The following is an 18,081-nucleotide window of genomic DNA, read 5'->3' on the forward strand; positions in this document are numbered from 1 at the left end:
GCGGTGACGCTTTACTGGGGCAGGTTATCGATATGCAGCGGCGCTGGCGCGGCCGCGTCGTGCAGGCCGAACATGCGCTGGTAGAAGTACAGCTCCGCCTCCAGCGTGCGGATGATGTTTTCGGCCTTGCGGAAGCCATGGCCTTCGCCTTCCAGCGGCACATAGGCCACCGGCACGCCGCGCTGCTTGAGCGCTTCGACCATGGCCACCGATTGCTGCGGCGGCACCACCTTGTCGTCCAGACCCTGGAAGAAGATCATGGGGCGCGACAGGCGCGCCGTGTGGTGGCTGGGCGAGCGCTGGGCATATACCGCGTCCGCCTCGGCCTTGGGCGCGATCAGGTATTCGTTGTAATGCGATTCGAATTTATGCGAATCCTGGTCCAGCCCTTTCAGGTCGGACACGCCGTAATAGCTGGCGCCGAGCTTGAACACATCGTGGAAGGTGAGGGCGCACAAGGTGGTCAGGCCGCCCGCGCTGCCGCCGCGGATGATCAGGCGCTCGCCGTCGGCCAGGCCGCGCTCGACCAGGTAGCGCGCGCCGGCGATGCAGTCCTCGACATCGACGATGCCCCACTGGCCCTTGAGCGCATCGCGGTAGGCGCGGCCAAAGCCGGTGCTGCCGCCATAGTTCACGTCCAGCACGCCGAAGCCGCGGCTGGTCCAGAACTGCGTGGCCAGCTTCAGGGTATTGGCCGCCATGCCGGTCGGGCCGCCATGGCTGATGACGATGACGGGCGGCTTGCTGCCGGCCGGCGCTTGCACGTCGCGGTTCTGCGGCGGGTAGAAGAAGGCGTAGGAAGTGCGGCCATTGGCGCTCGGGTAGCTCAGGTTGCGGGGCACCGACAGGTAGCCGGCGTCGGGCAGGGTCTCGATCGAGCGCGCCAGCACTTCCACCTCCTCGCTGGTGAAATCGATGCAGGCCACTTCGGCCGGAATGGTCGGGCTGCCGCCCAAGAGCACGACGAAGCCGGGGCCGACGCGCAGCTCGCGGATTTCCTGGTAAGGGTTGGCGATGGCTTCCAGCTTGCCGCTATTCAGCAGCAGGCGCGCCAGGCGGCTCACGCCCTGTTCGATATAGGTGCAGATGATTTCGCCGGCCGAGCGGAAGCCGTACATGGAGACGCCGAAGACCCAGTGCGGGCCGGCGAATTCGGCCTGCATCGGGCAGACGCCTTCGATGCGTTCGGCGCTGAAGCGGTACAGATTCCACCAGCCGCTGCGGTCGGACACGAAATACAGCGTGCCGTCGGGCGACCACTCGGGCTGGCAGATCGATTCTTCGGCGCCGCCGGCAATCAGGCGCGGTGCATCCAGCGTGCCGTCGGCAAGGAAGTCGGCCAGCCACAATTTGCTGCCCTGCCAGGGCATGCGCGGATGGTCCCAGCTGATCCAGGCCAGGCTGCGGCCGTCGGGCGAGAGGCGCGGCGCGGCATAGAAATCGGCGCCCGTGGCCAGCACAGTCTCGCTGCCGTCCATGGCTACCGCGCACAGGGTGTTCACCGGCTCCGCATGCGCGGCCGGATCGGCATCGTGCAGCTCGCGCACGGCGATCAGGCGGTTGCGCGCGCGGTCGGCGACGAAATCGGCGAAGCGCTGGTTGCCCGGCGCGGTGAAGGGCTGGGCGGCATCTTCGCCGCTTTGGCGGTACAGGCGGTTGTCGGCGAAATGCGAGAAATACACGGTGTCGCCGTCGACGGCGTAGGCGCCGCCGCCGTATTCGTGCACCCGGCTGCGCACATTCAGCGGCAGCGGCGTGAGCTCATCCACCCGCGCGCCGTGGCGGCGCAGCAGGGTGGTGCGGCCCGCCTCGCTGGCGCGGCCGGCCAGCCAGAAGATGTCGCGTCCATCCGCCCCGCCCAGGGCCAACTGGCTCAGGGGCGTGGCGCCGGCAGCCACCGTGGCGGCGCTGATGGGCGAAGGCCAGGCGCCATGCGGCGCGGAGAAGGTGCTCGAGGTCATAGATTTGCTCCGATTCTTGATTTGTCCGCTCTGGTATGGGCTTGGCTTGCGCGTAAACGGCCTGCGGGATGCGATAATAGCGCCTTTCTTCCAGCTTTTGATTGTCTGCCATGCCATCTTTTGCTCCGCTCAAGAACGATACCTTCCTGCGCGCGCTGCTGCGCCAGCCGACCGAGTACACCCCGGTGTGGCTCATGCGCCAGGCCGGCCGCTACCTGCCTGAGTACCGCGCCACGCGCGCGCGCGCCGGATCGTTCATGGGCCTGGCGACCAATCCCGACCTGGCCACCGAAGTGACCTTGCAGCCGATCGACCGCTATCCGCTGGACGCGGCCATCCTGTTCTCTGACATCCTGACCGTGCCGGACGCCATGGGCCTGGGCCTGTACTTCGTCGAAGGCGAAGGCCCGAAATTCCAGCGCCCGCTGAAAACCGAGGACGACGTCAAGGCGCTGCGCCTGCCGGAAGCCGGCTCGCTCGACTATGTGTTCAAGGCTGTGACCCAGATCCGCACCGAACTCAATGGCCGCGTGCCGCTGATCGGCTTCTCGGGCAGCCCGTGGACCTTGGCTTGCTATATGGTGGAAGGCCAGGGCTCGCGCGAATTCCACACCATCAAAAAGATGCTGTACAGCCGTCCGGACCTGATGCACCACATCCTGGACACCAATGCGCGCGCCGTGGCCGAGTACCTGAACGCCCAGATCGATGCCGGCGCCCAGGCCGTGATGATTTTCGACTCCTGGGGCGGCGCGCTGGCCGACGGCGCCTACCAGCAGTTCTCGCTGCACTATATGCAGAAAGTGGTGGCGCAGCTGCAGCGCGAAAAAGACGGCGTGAAGATTCCCGCCATCGTCTTCACCAAGGGCGGCGGCCACTGGGCCGAGGACATCGCCGCCATCGGCGCCGACGCCATGGGCCTGGATTGGACCGCCGATATCGGCAAGGTGCGCGCCCTGGTGGGCGACAAGATGGCGCTGCAGGGCAATCTCGATCCGGCCATCCTGTTCGCCAGCCCGGAGCAGATCCGCGCCGAGGTGGTGCGCGTGCTGGACGCGTTCGGCAAGCACAATACCGGCCACGTGTTCAATCTGGGCCATGGCATTTCCCAATTTACGCCCCCGGAATCGGTGTCCGCCATGGTGGAGGCCGTGCACAGCCATAGCCGCAGCCTGCGCGCGGCCTGATTTTCTCTGGCGAAAGGGCGCGTTTCCCACGGAAACGCGCCCTTTTTCATTCTGACAGCAGCGCGGCAAGACCGACTTATGCACAATTTTTTTTGCTGCGGAAATAACAGGCAGTGATTCCGCTCCTGCCCGGGGGGACTCTCTAAGTGCTTGATTTATAAGGGTTGAAAAAACGGCCTACGAGGCTGGGTCTGGTGATAACTAAAGCTTATCCCAAGGCGTCTGAAAGCTTTTTAGCCCATTCTCCACAAAGTTATCCACAAAAACTGTGGAAAAAAGAGAAAAGCCCTTAGTAAACCGTTACTTAGTCATAATGTTGAAGTTTTTGCCGAGGATTCTGTTGCGCCGCATGAATTTTCGGTAAGCTTTCTAATGCGGAAAGTGCTTGCCTGGGCGTAAACCTTGCTGGACCAGCAGGCGGTGCGGCTGCTGTGGCGCAGCATGCGGGATTTTTGGCGGTTTGATGACAAAAAATGCTTGATTTCAGGCGAAAACTTGTCCCTAAATACTTCACTTATGCACAGAGCGCGGAAAAATATGTGGTTTTGGCCTGCCCTGGGCTGTTTTTTGTAAGTATTTGATTATTAAAGAGAAAAAATGCCGTTTTGGGGGCTGCCCGGGGCGAATGCGGGAAGGGCGACGAGCAGGACGCTAGACAGCCTGCTCATTGTCCACAAAGTTATCCCCAGAATCTGTGGATAGTTCAAAACGGCGGGAAAAACAGGTCCGAATGGCGCATTGCATCCTTAGAATTGCCCTCGATACGCCGCTGAATGCGGTCTTCGATTACCGCTGGGCGTGCGAGCCGGGCCAGGAGCCGCTGGTCGGCCAACTGGCCCTGGTGCCGTTCGCGCGGCGCGAGGTGGTCGGGCTGATCGTGGCCATCGCGCAAGAGAGCGAGGTGGCCGAGGACAAGCTCAAGGATGCGCTCGCCGTGCGCAGCCAGCTGGCGCCGCTGTCGGCCCAGTGGCTGGCGCTGGCCGGTTTCGCCGCCGACTATTACCAGCGTCCGCTGGGCGAGGTGGCCTTGCCCGGCCTGCCGAAGAACCTGCGCGTGCTGACCACGGTGGCGCTCGACCGCGCCATCAAGAAGCTGGGCAAGCTGGAGGCGCCGCATGACCCGACGCCGGCCGGCATGCCCGTGCTCAATCCGGCCCAGCAGGCGGCCGCCGACTGCATCGGCAGCGCCACGGGTTTCCAGCCGGCCCTGCTGTACGGCGTGACGGGCAGCGGCAAGACCGAAGTCTATCTGCAAGCTTGCGCCCAGGTGCTGGCGCGCGATCCGGCGGCGCAGATCCTGATCCTGGTGCCGGAAATCAATCTGACGCCCCAGCTCGAAGGCAATATCCGCGCCCGCTTCCCGGGCCTGATGCTGGCCACCCTGCACAGCAGCCTGTCGGAGGGCGAACGCATGCTGCACTGGCTGGCGGCGCACGAGGGCAAGGCGCGCATCGTGCTGGGCACGCGGCTGTCCATCCTGGCGTCGCTGCCGCGCCTGCAACTGATCGTGATCGACGAGGAACACGACCCGTCGTACAAGCAGCAGGAAGGCTTGCGCTATTCGGCGCGCGACCTGGCCGTGTGGCGCGCCTGGCAGTTGCGCATCCCCATCGTGCTGGGGTCGGCCACGCCCTCGCTGGAAAGCTGGCACCATGCCCAGTCCGGCCGCTACCGCCTGCTTGAGCTGCGCGAGCGCGCCGTGCAGCAGGCCGTGCTGCCGACCGTCAAGCTGATCGATTTGGAGCGCGACAAGCCGCGCGACGGCCTCAGCGCCAACCTGCTGGCGGCCCTGCGCCAGCGCATGGCGCGCGGCGAGCAGTCGCTGCTGTTCCTCAACCGGCGCGGCTATGCGCCCGTGATCTGCTGCGAATCCTGCGGCTGGGTCAGCGAGTGCAAGCGCTGCACGGCGCATATGGTGCTGCACCGGCCCGAACACCGGCTGCGCTGCCACCATTGCAGCCTGGAGCTGCGCATCCCGCGCCACTGCCCCGACTGCGGCAATGTGGACTTGCAGCCGGTCGGACGCGGCACCCAGCGCATCGAAGAAGCTTTGCAGCAGATGTTCCCCGAAGCGCGCATTTTGCGCATCGATGCCGACTCCACGCGGCGCAAGGGCAGCGCCCAGCAAGCCTTCGACACGGTGCACCGGGGCGAGGTCGACATCCTGATCGGCACGCAGATGGTGGCCAAGGGACATGACTTCAAGAAGCTGACTTTAGTCGGCATTTTGAACCCCGATGCGGCCCTGTTCTCGCAGGATTACCGCGCCAGCGAGCGCCTGTTCGCGCAGCTGATGCAGGTGGCGGGCCGTGCCGGCCGCGCCGCGCAGAAAGAGGGCGGCAGTCCCAGCGAGGTGCTGATCCAGACCCGCTATGCGCGCCATCCGCTGTATGGGGCCGTGGTGGCCCATGATTTCGACCATTTCGCCAGCGCCCTGCTGGCCGAGCGCGCCCAGGCCGATCTGCCGCCCTATCTGTTCCAGGCGCTGCTGCGCGCCGAAGCGGCCGAGCTGGCCGTCGCGCTCGACTTCCTGCGCGCGGCGCGCGCGTGCACGGCGCATGAGGGCATCACCGTCAACGAGCCGATTCCGATGAGTATGACGCGCGTGCACAATGTCGAGCGCGCCCAATTGCTGGTGGAATCGGCCTCGCGGCCGGCGCTGCAAGCCTTCCTCAAGGAATGGACGGCGGCCCTGCGCGCCCTCAAAACCCGGGTCAAATGGTCGCTTGAAGTCGATCCGCTCGATATCTAAGGCTGGACCAGGTAGCGCCGGGCCGTGGTGAGCACTTGCTCCGACAGCGCGCGCGTAAATGGCGTGTCGAGCTGCCAGCTGTGCCAGTTGAGTTCGACATCGAGGTAGGCGCCCGGCGCCAGGTCGATCAGCGTGCCTTGCGCCAAGCCATGCGCCGCCTGCAGATACGGTAGTAAACCATAGGCCAGGCCGCCGTACAGGCAGTCGGTCAGCGCGGTCGCAAGCGGCACCTTGTGGTGGGGGAAGGCGCGCTTGACCTCCAGGTGCTGGGCCAGGAAGCGCGCCGTCAATTCCAGCGCGTGGGTCACGGCCGGGGCCAGTTGCACGGCCTCGGCGCTGAGGCCGTCGCCGAACCAGCGCTTGGCAAAGGCCGGCGTGGCGACGCAGACATGGCGCATGCCGCCCAGGGCCGTGACGGCCGCGCCGTTCAAGTCGGCCGGCGGCAGGGCGCCGGCGGCGGCCACGCAGCCGAATACGCTGCCTTCGCGCAGCAGGTGCAGGGCGGCGTCGCGTTCGAGTTGCCGCACGTCGAGCTGGCAGCGCGGCGGCGCCAGCAGCGGCCCCAGGCTCAGCGGGAACCAGGTCGCCAGGCTGGCGGCGTCCACCGCGACGGCGATTTCCGGCATGCTGACCGTGTTGCCGAGGTCGATGTCCAGGGCCGCTTCCATCAGCTTGACGTTGCGGTAATGCGAGATCAGGCGCTGGCCGAGGCCGGTGGGCAGGGCGGGCGCCCCGCGCACGATGAGCAGGCGGCCTGCCGCATCTTCCAGCGCCTTGATACGCTGGGATACGGCGGGCTGGGAAATGCCCAGCGCCAGGGCCGCCTTCTCGAAACTGCCGTGGCTGGCCACGGCATCCAGCACCGCCAGCGCGCGGTAGTCCAGATTTTCCATAAGTTGTACTTATATATTTCGACGAAGATAAGCAATACTAATACACCCTGTGTCGCTTGTCAGCAGGCGCGCGTGTGACAGTGTAGTATCGGCAGACGAATTCCCCATGAGGCGGCGCATGAAGACGATAACTTGCGATGTGGCAGTCATTGGCGCCGGCACGGCCGGCTTGAGCGCTTACCGCCAGGCGCGCGCCGCCGGTAAGCATGCCGTGCTGATCGAGGACGGTCCCTATGGCACCACCTGCGCCCGCGTCGGCTGCATGCCGAGCAAGCTCTTGATCGCCGCCGCCGAGGCGGCCCACGCGGTGGCGGCCGCGCCCGCGTTCGGCGTCCATCCTGGGCCGCTGCGCATCGATGGCGCCGCCGTCATGGCGCGCGTGCGGCGCGAACGCGACCGTTTTGTCGGCTTTGTGCTGGAGAATATGGCCCAGCTGCCGGCCGCGGATTTGTTGCGCGGCCGGGCGCGCTTCAGCGGCCCGCGCACTCTGCTGGTGGATGGGCATACCACGGTCGAAGCGAACGCCATCGTGCTCGCCACCGGTTCCCGCCCCATCGTGCCGGCCGCCTGGCGCGCGGCGGGCGCGCGCGTGCTCAGCAGCGACGCCGTGTTCGAGTGGACGGACTTGCCGGCCGCCGTGGCCGTGGTGGGCAGCGGCGTGATCGGGCTGGAGCTGGGCCAGGCGCTGCACCGGCTCGGCGTGCGCGTGGCCCTGTATGCGCGCGGCGACAGCGTGGCCCAGCTCGGCGATCCGCTGGTGCTGGCGGCGGCGCGCGCGGTGCTGGCCGAGGAACTCGATCTGCGTTTCCACACCCAGGTGGCGGCCATTGAGGCCACGGCCGAGGGCGACGGCGTGCTGCTGCGCAGCCAGGGGCCGGACGGCGCCGCGCGCAGCGAGCGCTACGACTATGTGCTGGCCGCCATCGGCCGCGCGCCGAATATCGAGGACTTGAATCTGGCGGCGGCCGGCATCGCGCTCGACGGCGACGGCGTGCCCGTCTACGACCGCCACACCATGCAATGCGGCAATAGCGCCATCTTCATCGCGGGCGACGCCAGCGACGAGCTGCCGCTGCTGGGCGAGGCGGCCGACCAGGGCAAGATCGCCGGCCGCAATGCCGCCGCCTTCCCGGCCGTGGCGCCGGGCCTGCGCCGCACGCCCTTGACCATCGCCTTCAGCGAACCGCAGATCGTGACCCTGGGCGCCGGCTACGAGGCGTTGTGCCGCAGCCACGAGGGCCGCTTCGCCGCCGGCAAGGTGGACTTCGGCGACCAGGGCCGCAGCCGCGTCATGTTGCAAAACAAGGGCTTGCTGCGCGTGTACGGGGAATACGGCAGCGGCCGCTTCCTGGGCGCCGAACTGATCGGGCCGCGCGCCGAGCACCTGGGCCATCTGCTGGCCTGGGCCTGCCAGGCCGGCCTCACGGTGCGCGCCATGCTCGACATGCCGTTTTACCATCCCGTCATTGAGGAGGGCGTGCGCACCGCCTTGCGCGAGCTGGCCGAGCACCTGGCCACGACGCCGCCGCCCGCCCAGCCCTGCCCCGACTGCACGCCCGGCACCTGAGGCCGGCCAGTGCTGGCGGGCGCGCATACAACAGTGGCGCCCCGCCGTCCCTCCGGTAACACTTTCCTGCTTGAGAATTTTACATTCTGATATAAACTATTGATCCTAGGAAATGGGATCGGAATGGCGATACGGCGCATCACACATGGCGATATCCGGCTGGGGCAGACCCTGGCCTGGAATGTTTATGGCGAAAACGGCGCCCTGCTGGTACGCCAGGGCTTTGTGCTGGCCAGCGAGGCCCAGCTCGACAATCTGGTCGAGCGCGGCTTCATCGAAGACAATAGCCTGGACGCGCTCAAGGAATACCAGGACCCGCCCTCGGTGCTGCGCATGCTGAACGAAGCCGCCCAGCGCCTGCAAGCGGTCCTGGCGCCGCTGGCGGCCGGCAGCACCGGCTTGCGCGGCGAATTGGAGGCCATCGCCGCCCTGGTCGACGCGGCCGTCGCCACCAATGCCGACGTGGCCGTGGCCTGCATCCTGCACAACCAGCAAGCCGTGGCCTACGAGGGGCGCCACTGCATCGATGCCGCTGTGGTGGCGCAAGTCGTGGCGCTGGCGCTCAAGAAAAGCGCCGACCAGATGCGCACCCTGACTCTGGCCGCGCTGACCATGAATTTAGGCATGCTCGGTCATCAACAGCGCCTGCATGGCGACCCGGCGCCGCTGTCCGAGGCCGATAAGCGCATCGTGCGCGAGCATCCCCAGGTCAGCGCCGTGCTGCTGCGCCGCGCCGGCATCGAAGACAACGACTGGATCGCCTGCGTGCTGGCGCACCACGAAAACGAGGATGGCAGCGGCTACCCGCTGGGCAAGGCCGGCGCCGCGATTCCCGAACTGGCCAAGCTGCTGGCGCTGGCCGACCGCTACTGCGCCCGCGTCGCCGAGCGGCGTTACCGCAAGCCCATGCTGCCCAACCAAGCCTTGCGCGACATCCTGCTCGAGGCGCGCAGCACGCTCGACGCGCAGATCGCCTCGGTGCTGATCCGCGAACTGGGGATTTACCCGATCGGCAGCTATGTGCGCCTGCTGAACGGCGAAGTGGGCGTGGTGGCGCGCAAGGGCTTGAACTCGACCGCGCCCTGGGTCGAATCGATCATCGGCCCGCGCGGCGCGCCGCTCGACGTCTTCCTGCAGCGCGACACGCGCGGCGACTTGAACGGCATCCGCGAGGTGCTGAGCGCGGCCCAGGTCGGCCTCGCGCTGCGCATGGACCGCATCTGGGGCCGCGCCGCCGCGCTGTAAGGCCGTCTCAGTTGAGGGTGGCGTCCAGGCGGCCGTCGGCGATCAGCTCGCGCAGCACGCGGATGGTGTCGATATCCGATGCCACATAGGCCGAGCGGCGGAAATCGTCGTACATGGCGTTGGCCGCGTCGGTGGCGGCGTCGTGGCCGTCGTCGTACTGGAAACGCACGAACAGCACTTCGGGCTGCGGCGACTCGATCGACATCACCAGGCTGGAGGCGCTGATGTCGCCCTGGGCCGGCACCTCGTAGCGGATGCGGTCGGGCTGTTCGAGCCGCACGCGGTCGACGATCACCACCTGGCCGTAGCGCAGGCGGCGGCGGAACCCGCCGGCCGTGCGCTCGTCGATCTGGCATTCGTCCAGGTGCGGCACGAACAGCTTGGGCGACTCGGCGCGCAGCACCAGGCCGCGCCACAGCTGCGCCGCGCTGATGGTGTCGACCAGCGGGTTAAGCGGATCGTTGATTTCGATGAGGTGTTCAAATTTCATAATGCTGTCCGGCGGAATGGCTGGCCATCGTTGGCCCTGGCACCACTATATTCCGGCGCGCGCCCAATAATCAATGGGCAAGGCGGTACAATGCTCCGCTGTACCGCCCATCCCGTCTGGAAATCATGTCCAATGCACCACAGTTTGGCCTGAACGGCCCGCAAAGCGAAGCCGTGCTCTATCTCGACGGTCCCGCCCTCGTGCTGGCCGGGGCCGGCTCGGGCAAGACGCGCGTCATCACGCAGAAAATCACCCACCTGATCGAAGACCGGGGCTACGACCCGCGCACCATCGCCGCCCTGACCTTCACCAACAAGGCCGCGCTGGAAATGCAGGAACGCGTCGGCAAGCTGCTGAAACAGCCGCGCCAGGCCAAGCTGCTGACGGTGTCGACCTTCCACTCGCTGGGCGTGAAAATCCTGCGCCAGGAAGCCAACCACCTGGGCTTGAAGGACCGCTTCTCCATCATGGACAGCGACGACTGCTATTCCCTGGTGCAGGACTTGGCCATCACCACCGACAAGCAGCTCATCCGCGGCATCCAGAACGATATCTCGCTGTGGAAGAACGGCCTGGTGACGCCCGAGGACGCGCTGCGCCACGCCAAGGACGAGGACGAGGCGCAGTCGGCGCGCATCTACGGCAGTTATGTGGCGACGCTGAGCGCCTACCAGGCCGTCGACTTCGACGACTTGATCCGCCTGCCGGTGGAACTGTTCCGCAACAACGGCCAGGTGCGCGACAAATGGCAGCGCCGCCTGCGCTACCTGCTGGTTGACGAATACCAGGACACCAATACCTGCCAGTACGAGCTGGTCAAGCTGATGGTCACGGGCCTGGGCAAGAAACCCATGTTTACCGCCGTCGGCGACGACGACCAAGCCATCTACGCCTGGCGCGGCGCGACCATCGAAAACCTGAGCAATCTGCAAGTCGATTTTCCCGACCTGCGCCTGATCAAGCTGGAACAGAACTACCGCTCCACCACGCGCATCCTGCAGGCCGCCAACGCGGTGATCAGCAACAATCCCAAGCTGTTCGAGAAGGCGCTGTGGTCGGAGCACGGCCTCGGTGAGCCGATCAAGGTGCACGCCATGCCCAATGAGGAGCAGGAAGCCGACCAGGTGGCCATCATGATTTCGGCCGACCACTTCGAGCGCAAGAACAAGTGGTCGGACTACGCCATCCTGTATCGCGGCAACCACCAGGCGCGCGTGATCGAACAGGCGCTGCGCAACCAGCGCATTCCCTACACGATTTCCGGCGGCCAGAGCTTCTTCGACAAGGCCGAAATCAAGGACATCATCGCCTACCTGCGCCTGCTGGTCAACCAGGACGACGACCCCGCCTTCATCCGCGCCGTCACCACGCCGCGGCGCGGCATCGGCCAGTCCACCTTGGAGGCGCTGGGCTCCTTCTCGGGCCAGTGGCAATGCTCGCTGTTCGAAGCCGTGTTCAAGGGCGGCATCGAAGCCAAGCTGACCGACCGCCAGCTCAAGCCCCTGCGCGATTTCTGCAATTTCATCAGCGACCTGGAAGCGCGCGCCACGCGTCCCGGCCCGTCCGGCAGCGGCGACAACGCGGCCCAGGTGCTGGACGACATGATGGAAGCCATCCACTACGAGCACTATCTGTACGACTCGTTCGAGGAGCGCGCGGCGCAGAGCAAGTACCAGAACGTGCTCGATTTCGTCAACTGGCTCAAGGACCGCGGGCGCGGCGGCAAGGACCGCGACGGCGAGGAAAAGAATGTGCTGGAGCTGACGCAGATGGTGGCCCTGATGTCGATGCTGGACGGGAAGGACGAGGAACCGGACGCGATCCGCATGTCCACCCTGCACGCCTCGAAAGGCCTGGAGTATCCGCACGTCTTCCTGGTCGGCGTGGAAGAGGGCATCTTGCCGCACAAGGGCGACCCGGACGCGCCAGTGGAAACCCTGGCCCAGCGCATCGAGGAAGAGCGACGCCTGATGTACGTCGGCATCACGCGCGCCCAGCGCACCTTGCAGATCACCTGGTGCAAGAAGCGCAAGCGCGGCGGCGAGCACGTGCACTGCGACGTCTCGCGCTTCATCGCCGAAATGCAGCTCGATGTGGGCGACGCTCCGCCCAAGGAAAGCGAGGTGCTGACCCCGCGCGAACGGCTGGCGCGCATGAAGGAGCTGCTGGCCACGCCGAAGGATGTCAAGCCGGCGTAAGGCGAACCGCTCAATCGGCCTTGCAATAATCGATCATCTCGTCTTCCCGGCGCCGTGATTTGGGTGTGCGGCGCTCCACCTGTTGTTGCGTATTGCGCTGGATATGCTCCACCAGGGTCAGGGCCGCCTGCAGCGCCTCGCGCATGCCTTTGGCGGCCAGCTCCATGGTTTCGGCAGGGGAGGCGGGGCGCGCCTGCACATTTTTTTGCTGGGTGCCGCGCAATTTCGCGGCTTGGATCCAGGTCTTTTCGCAGGGTAGTTGAACCCATAAATCCTGCCAGGCATTGCGGCCTGCGCCGGCAATTTCGATGGTCATCTGCCGTGGCGAAACCGGCCGGCCTCGGAAGCGCAATTCGTCTACAGTGACCTGAGCGTGGAAGCACTGGCCGTCGTAATGCATGCGCAAGCGGCTGCCGGCGGGCAGGAAGAGGCATTTCCATTGATAGCCCTGGCCGGCGTTAGCGGTTTGCTGTTGCGCCTTGATCCATTGCCGGATGGCGTGGCTTGCCGCCTGCTCCAGCGGCAAGGGATTGCCAGACTGGACCAAAAACTCATCCAGTTCGGTCAATGCCGATGGGGGGACTTCTTTGCGGGATGCTCGATCATTCATTCTCGTTCTCCTTCCGCGTTTTATCGCATTTGTCCTCGTTTCTTCTCGTTTGACCGGGAGGCGCACTGCAAGTTCAAACGAGATGAAACGCGATAAAACGAGAAGGGTAAACGAGAGCGTTTGATCGAGGCAGGCGATAAGGACTGCCCCACACACGCTCCGCCGCGTCAGGCTGGGGCCGCTGTTACAATGCCGGTTTTTGCCGCAAGGAGTACGCCGTGAGCGACGAAGACCGCTTCATCGATATCGAAATCAAGCTCGCGCACCAGGAGGATCTGGTGGAATCGCTCAATACCCGCATCTACGAGCAGCAAAAGCAGATCGACAAGCTGGAAGCCATGCTCAATGCCCTGGCCGAGCATCTGCGCAATAACGCCCAGCACGGGCAGACGCCGCTCAACGAGCGTCCGCCGCACTATTGAGCGCATGCGCCGCCGGGCCGCCGTCTGAAGACTGCGGCCGATTCTGTTAAGGTAGCCGTATCCTTCCGCCGCGACCGGTCATGAACTACCTTGCCCACATCTTCCTTGCCCGCCATAGCGACGACGCCATGGTCGGCGCCCTGCTGGGGGATTTCGTCAAGGCTGGCGGGCAGACGCTGTTTCCGCCCGAGGTGGCGCGGGAAATCCAGCTGCACCGCTATATCGACAGCTATACCGACAGCCATCCCACCGTGCGCGCTGGTGTGCAGCTGTTCGGCGAAGGACGGCGCCGCTATGCCGGCATCGTGCTCGATGTGTTCTACGACCATCTGCTGTCGCGCCGCTGGGCCGACTACAGCGGCAGTCCCAAAGCGGAATTGATCCAGCGCTTCTACCAGGCCGTGGCGCAATACGAGCCGCTGCTGCCCGAGCGCCTGCGCGCCATCCTGCCGCGCATGGTGGCGCAGGACTGGCTGGGCAGCTACGAGGATCTGGTCAGCGTCGAACTGGCCGTCAACCGCATCTCCCAGCGCCTGAGCCGCAACGGCCACCTGATGCGCGAAGGCCTGCTCGACTTGCGCCAGCACCAGGACGCCCTGGCCGCCGGTTTCGACCAGTTCTTCCCCGAGCTGATCCGGTTTGTGGAGCTAAAGCGTGGTGAGATGCGCGTCCTGCCGTGGATTGCAGAAGCCTCAGAATAGGATCACAATGCATCGTAATTGCAACGCACGAGGTCGATGATGAAAACCGCGACATTTCCATCTTTACGAGTGGAGCCGGAATTGAGAGAGGCCGCAGAACAGAGCTTGCACGAAGGAGAAACCCTTTCCAGCTTTGTCGAGCAGTCGATCCGGGAAAGCATTGAGCGTCGTCGCTATCAGCGTGAGTTTCTCGCGCGGGGTCTGGCGTCGCGTGAAGACGCAAAGCGTACGGGCAATTATGTGAGCTCGGAAGCTGTCGTGCAGCGCCTTGAGGATATGCTGGCCGCCGCCAGGTCGAAAAAATGAGTTTTTCTGTCCGCTTCAGCGAGCATGCGGAGGCAGATCTGATAAGGCTTTATCAGTTTATTCTTGACCGGGATGCCAGCGATCTGGTGTTGGCCGAGCGTGCACTGGATGCGATCAAAAATGCGATCCGCAGCCTGGAAACATCACCGTTCAGCTGCCGTAAGGCCCAGGCGGATACCCCTTTTTTTCGCGAGTTAATCATTCCTTTTGGCGCATCAGGCTATGTGGCCTTGTTTGAAATAGAGGACGCCAATACCGTGACTGTTCTCGCCTTGCGCCATCAGCGCGAGGACGACTATCACTAAGATCGCCAGTCCATATGATGGGCCAATGGGGCGAGGAGTGAGGCATAAGGCCAGCTATTCCAGTTTTTGCTGAAGCTAAGGCCCATGTAAAATCGCTTCAATTTCCAAATTGATAATTCAACGGCTTGCCACTGGCGGGCCATAGCGGCCGTGCGCGGCCACAATTCCGGACGTAATCCGACCGACAGGACGACCATGGGCAAGAGCCGCCTTGAAGCCTTCAGCGATGGCGTGATCGCCATCATCATCACCATCATGGTGCTGGAACTTAAAGTCCCGCACGGCACGAGCTGGGAGACTTTGGGGCCGCTGCTGCCCATTTTCCTCAGCTATGTGCTGAGCTTCATTTATGTCGGCATCTACTGGAACAACCACCACCATCTGCTGCACGCGGCCAGCAAGGTCGATGGCCGCGTCATGTGGGCCAATCTGCACCTGCTGTTTTGGCTCTCGCTGATTCCTTTCGTCACCGGCTGGATGGGCGAAAACCATTACGCTTCGCTGCCCGTCACCATGTATGGCGTAGTGCTGCTGATGTGCGCCATCGCCTATATGGTTCTGGCCTGCGCGCTGAGCGCCCTGCATGGCAAGCAGTCGCCGCTGGCCGAGGCCATGGGCCGGCAGGGCAAGGAAGTGTATTCCATCGTGCTGTACCTGCTGGCGATTGTCGCCTCGGCCTGGTATCCCTGGCTGGGTGTGGGCCTGTACGCGCTGGTGGCGGTGCTGTGGTTCATTCCGGATCGGCGCATCGCCCGGCGGCTGGAGCATTGAGCGCCGTTTTTCCTCCCTCCGCTTAGCCCTTGCAATCACCCACTACTAAAGGACCAGCATGGCAATCTCCTCGATCGGCGCGCGCGACAGCCAGATAATGTCGCCCAGCTTCAGTGCTTCCAGCGGCGGCAAGACGGCGGGCGCCTCGGCCAGCGGCAGCAAGGGACTCAATGCGGAGCTGGACGATTACCTGAAAATGAGTCCGGCCCAGCGCTTCCGCGAGGCGCTGCTGAAAAAACTCGGTCTCAGCGAAGATGACCTGGCGAAAATGAGTCCGGAGGAACGCAAGAAGGTCGATCAGCAAATGAGCGATCTGGCCAAGCAGGAAATGCAGAAGACGAGCGGGAAGGCCAAGGGCAATATGGTCGATGTCAGCGCCTGAGGCGCGCGCGGGACGGGCCGTGACGCGGCCACGGCGGCCTGCTATCATCTGACGCTTACGTGCTGTCCGCAGAGGCGGCATTTTCCTTGGCGTTGATAAGAAAGATGATATGTCCCATCCTCGAATGCTCGTTCTCGCCGCCAGCCTTGGCCTGGCACTGACCACCATGACCCACGTCGCCACCGCCGCCAAGCCTGCCGTCGCCGCCGCCGCTGCGGCCAATCCCCTGTTCAAGGCCAGCACGCTGCCGCTGCAGTATCCGGCCTTCGACCAGATCAAGGACGAGCATTTCGCGCCCGCCTTCAAGGCCGCCATGGCCGAGAACCTGAAGGAAATCGCCGCCATCGCCAACAACCCGCAGCCCGCCACCTTCGACAACACCATCGTGGCGATGGAGCGCTCGGGCGAGATGCTGCACCGGGTGCAGACCATCTTCGGCAATCTGCAGGGCGCCAACACCAACGACAAGCTCGATGAAATCAGCCGCACCATGTCGCCCAAGCTGGCCGCCCACAGCGACGCCATCTTCCTGAACGCCAAACTGTTCCAGCGCGTGCAGTCGCTGTACGCGCAGCGCGACAAGCTGGGCCTGGACGCCGAAGCGGCCCATCTGCTGGAGCGCTACCACACCGATTTCCTGCGCGCCGGCGCCCAGCTGTCGGCCGCGCAAAAAGCCAAGCTGAAAACCCTGAACGCGCAGATCGCCAGCCTGCAAACGACCTTCGACCAGAACGTGCTGAAGGAAACCAACGCCTCGGCCCTGGTGCTGGACAGCCGCGCCGACCTGGCCGGCCTGAGCGAGGCCGCCATCGAGGCCGCCGCCGCCGAAGCCAAGTCGCGCAAGCTGCCCGGCAAATTCGTGCTGCCGCTGATGAACACCACCAGCCAGCCGGCGCTCGGCGAGCTGACCAATCCGGCCGTTCGCGCCCGCCTGCTGCAGGCGTCGATGGCGCGCGGCAGCCATGGCGGCAAATACGATAACCGCGAAGTGGTGCGCAAGCTGGTCAAGCTGCGCGCCGAACAGGCGGTCCTGCTGGGCTATGCCGATTTCGCCTCCTACTCGCTGGAAGAGGAAACGGCGAAGAACCCGGCCGCCGTCAACCAGCTGCTGTCCGAGCTGGCCAAGCCGGCCGCCGACAACGCGCGCCGCGAAGCGGCCGACCTGCAGGCCGTCGCCGGCGGCAAGATCGCCGCCTCCGACTGGGACTTCTACACCGACAAGGTGCGCGCCCAGCGCTTCGCCTTCGACGAGAAGCAGCTCAAGCCGTATTTCGAACTCGATAGCGTGCTGATTAACGGCGTGTTCTTCGCGGCCGGCAAGCTGTATGGCCTGAGCTTCAAGGAGCGCAAGGATCTGCCGGTGTACAACCCGGACGTGCGCGTCTTCGACGTGTTCGACGCCGACGGCAAGCAGCTCGCCATCTTCCTGGCCGATATGTACGCCCGCAGCAATAAGCAGGGCGGCGCCTGGATGAACGAATACGTGTCGCAGTCCAAGCTGAACGGCACGCTGCCGGTGGTGGCCAACCACCTGAATATTCCCAAGCCGCCGGCCGGCGAGCCGACCCTGCTGACGGTGGATGAAGTCAAGACCGCCTTCCATGAATTCGGCCACGCTCTGCACGGCATGTTCTCGAACGTGACCTATCCGCGCTTCTCCGGCACCAGCGTGCCGCGCGACTTCGTCGAATACCCGTCGCAGGTCAACGAGATGTGGATGGACTGGCCGGAAGTGCTGGCTAACTACGCCAAGCATTACAAGACCGGCGAGCCGATGCCGAAAGAGCTGCTCGACAAAGTGCGCGCCGCGAAGAAATTCAACCAGGGCTTCGCCACCACCGAATACCTGGCCGCCTCGCTGCTGGACCAGCGCTGGCACCAGATGAAACCGGCGCAAGTGCCGGCCGACGTACTGGGTTTTGAAGCGGCCGCGCTGAAAGAGGCCGGCGTCGACCTGGCCGAAGTGCCGCCGCGCTACCGCACCACCTACTTCAACCACAGCTTCGCCGGCGGCTACTCGGCCGGCTACTACGCCTATCTGTGGAGCGAAAAGCTCGACGCCGACACCGTCGAATGGTTCAAGGAAAACGGCGGCCTGCAGCGCCAGAACGGCGACTGGTTCCGCAAGACGCTGCTCTCGCGCGGCGGCACCGCCGACGCCCTGCAACTGTTCCGCGACTTCCGCGGCCGCGACGCCAAGATCGAACCCCTGCTCGAACGCCGCGGCCTGAACGCCAAGTAAGCCCACCGCCCAGCCCGCCGGATGGCCGTCCCGTCCGATTTTGGGGCCA

At 64.8% G+C, this 18,081-nt stretch carries 16 protein-coding genes; 12 read left to right on the top strand and 4 right to left on the bottom strand.

The genetic code is table 11. The features are described 5' to 3' along the window. Positions 1-11: 11 nt before the first annotated feature. Positions 12-1,961, bottom strand: coding sequence for a S9 family peptidase (locus FHS03_RS02335; protein ID WP_183439392.1), 1,950 nt, complete (start codon positions 1,959-1,961; stop codon positions 12-14). A gap of 110 nt (positions 1,962-2,071) precedes the next feature. Between FHS03_RS02335 and hemE the strand changes: the two genes are divergently transcribed. Then, a complete protein-coding gene (gene hemE / locus FHS03_RS02340) occupies positions 2,072-3,148 on the top strand; it encodes a uroporphyrinogen decarboxylase (RefSeq protein WP_183439393.1) in 1,077 nt (358 codons plus the stop codon). Positions 3,149-3,878: 730 nt separating this feature from the next. Further along, positions 3,879-5,900: a primosomal protein N' gene (locus tag FHS03_RS02345; RefSeq protein ID WP_183439394.1), complete on the top strand. Its 2,022-nt coding sequence runs from the start codon at positions 3,879-3,881 to the stop codon at positions 5,898-5,900. Here the strand turns inward: FHS03_RS02345 and FHS03_RS02350 are convergent. Then, positions 5,897-6,793 carry an ArgP/LysG family DNA-binding transcriptional regulator gene (locus tag FHS03_RS02350; RefSeq protein WP_183439395.1) on the bottom strand — a complete coding sequence of 299 codons (897 nt, stop codon included), beginning with the start codon at positions 6,791-6,793 and terminating at the stop codon, positions 5,897-5,899. The genes FHS03_RS02345 and FHS03_RS02350 overlap by 4 nt on opposite strands. Before the next feature lie 118 nt (positions 6,794-6,911). Here FHS03_RS02350 and FHS03_RS02355 point away from each other — a divergent pair, with 118 nt between their 5' ends. Further along, positions 6,912-8,360 (top strand): dihydrolipoyl dehydrogenase, encoded by a 1,449-nt coding sequence (locus FHS03_RS02355; RefSeq protein WP_183439396.1) that lies wholly within the window; start codon positions 6,912-6,914, stop codon positions 8,358-8,360. A 123-nt stretch (positions 8,361-8,483) separates the two neighbouring features. Beyond that, positions 8,484-9,605 carry an HD-GYP domain-containing protein gene (locus FHS03_RS02360; protein ID WP_183439397.1) on the top strand — a complete coding sequence of 374 codons (1,122 nt, stop codon included), beginning with the start codon at positions 8,484-8,486 and terminating at the stop codon, positions 9,603-9,605. Positions 9,606-9,612: 7 nt separating this feature from the next. On the opposite strand, the gene FHS03_RS02365 is transcribed toward FHS03_RS02360, so the two are convergent. Beyond that, positions 9,613-10,095, bottom strand: a complete 483-nt coding sequence (locus tag FHS03_RS02365) for an SRPBCC family protein (RefSeq protein ID WP_183439398.1) — start codon at positions 10,093-10,095, stop codon at positions 9,613-9,615. Between the two features lie 125 nt (positions 10,096-10,220). Here FHS03_RS02365 and FHS03_RS02370 point away from each other — a divergent pair, with 125 nt between their 5' ends. Next, on the top strand, positions 10,221-12,293 hold the full coding sequence (locus FHS03_RS02370; RefSeq protein WP_183439399.1) for a UvrD-helicase domain-containing protein: 2,073 nt from the start codon (positions 10,221-10,223) through the stop codon (positions 12,291-12,293). A gap of 10 nt (positions 12,294-12,303) precedes the next feature. Here FHS03_RS02370 and FHS03_RS02375 read toward each other — a convergent pair whose 3' ends face one another. After that, the gene (locus tag FHS03_RS02375) at positions 12,304-12,969 is read right to left on the bottom strand and encodes a hypothetical protein (RefSeq protein ID WP_371871568.1); all 666 of its coding nucleotides are present in this window, start codon (positions 12,967-12,969) and stop codon (positions 12,304-12,306) included. A gap of 152 nt (positions 12,970-13,121) precedes the next feature. Between FHS03_RS02375 and FHS03_RS27990 the strand changes: the two genes are divergently transcribed. The 7 genes from FHS03_RS27990 (at position 13,122) to FHS03_RS02410 (ending at position 18,032) form a co-directional block, all read left to right on the top strand. Continuing rightward, a complete protein-coding gene (locus FHS03_RS27990) occupies positions 13,122-13,325 on the top strand; it encodes a SlyX family protein (RefSeq protein ID WP_176344737.1) in 204 nt (67 codons plus the stop codon). A gap of 80 nt (positions 13,326-13,405) precedes the next feature. Further along, positions 13,406-14,026 (top strand): acyl carrier protein phosphodiesterase, encoded by a 621-nt coding sequence (locus FHS03_RS02385; protein ID WP_183439400.1) that lies wholly within the window; start codon positions 13,406-13,408, stop codon positions 14,024-14,026. Between the two features lie 36 nt (positions 14,027-14,062). Next, the gene (locus FHS03_RS02390) at positions 14,063-14,332 is read left to right on the top strand and encodes a YlcI/YnfO family protein (protein ID WP_371871569.1); all 270 of its coding nucleotides are present in this window, start codon (positions 14,063-14,065) and stop codon (positions 14,330-14,332) included. Beyond that, positions 14,329-14,637 carry a type II toxin-antitoxin system RelE/ParE family toxin gene (locus tag FHS03_RS02395; protein WP_183439401.1) on the top strand — a complete coding sequence of 103 codons (309 nt, stop codon included), beginning with the start codon at positions 14,329-14,331 and terminating at the stop codon, positions 14,635-14,637. The genes FHS03_RS02390 and FHS03_RS02395 overlap by 4 nt, the downstream gene beginning before the upstream one ends. A gap of 195 nt (positions 14,638-14,832) precedes the next feature. Beyond that, a complete protein-coding gene (locus FHS03_RS02400; RefSeq protein WP_183439402.1) occupies positions 14,833-15,408 on the top strand; it encodes a TMEM175 family protein in 576 nt (191 codons plus the stop codon). 58 nt (positions 15,409-15,466) lie between these two features. Next, a complete protein-coding gene (locus FHS03_RS02405) occupies positions 15,467-15,790 on the top strand; it encodes a hypothetical protein (protein WP_183439403.1) in 324 nt (107 codons plus the stop codon). 109 nt (positions 15,791-15,899) lie between these two features. Further along, the gene (locus tag FHS03_RS02410; protein ID WP_229426018.1) at positions 15,900-18,032 is read left to right on the top strand and encodes a M3 family metallopeptidase; all 2,133 of its coding nucleotides are present in this window, start codon (positions 15,900-15,902) and stop codon (positions 18,030-18,032) included. Positions 18,033-18,081 lie beyond the last annotated feature (49 nt).

The organism is Pseudoduganella violacea, from assembly GCF_014191875.1.
GTDB lineage: Bacteria > Pseudomonadota > Gammaproteobacteria > Burkholderiales > Burkholderiaceae_D > Rugamonas > Rugamonas violacea_A.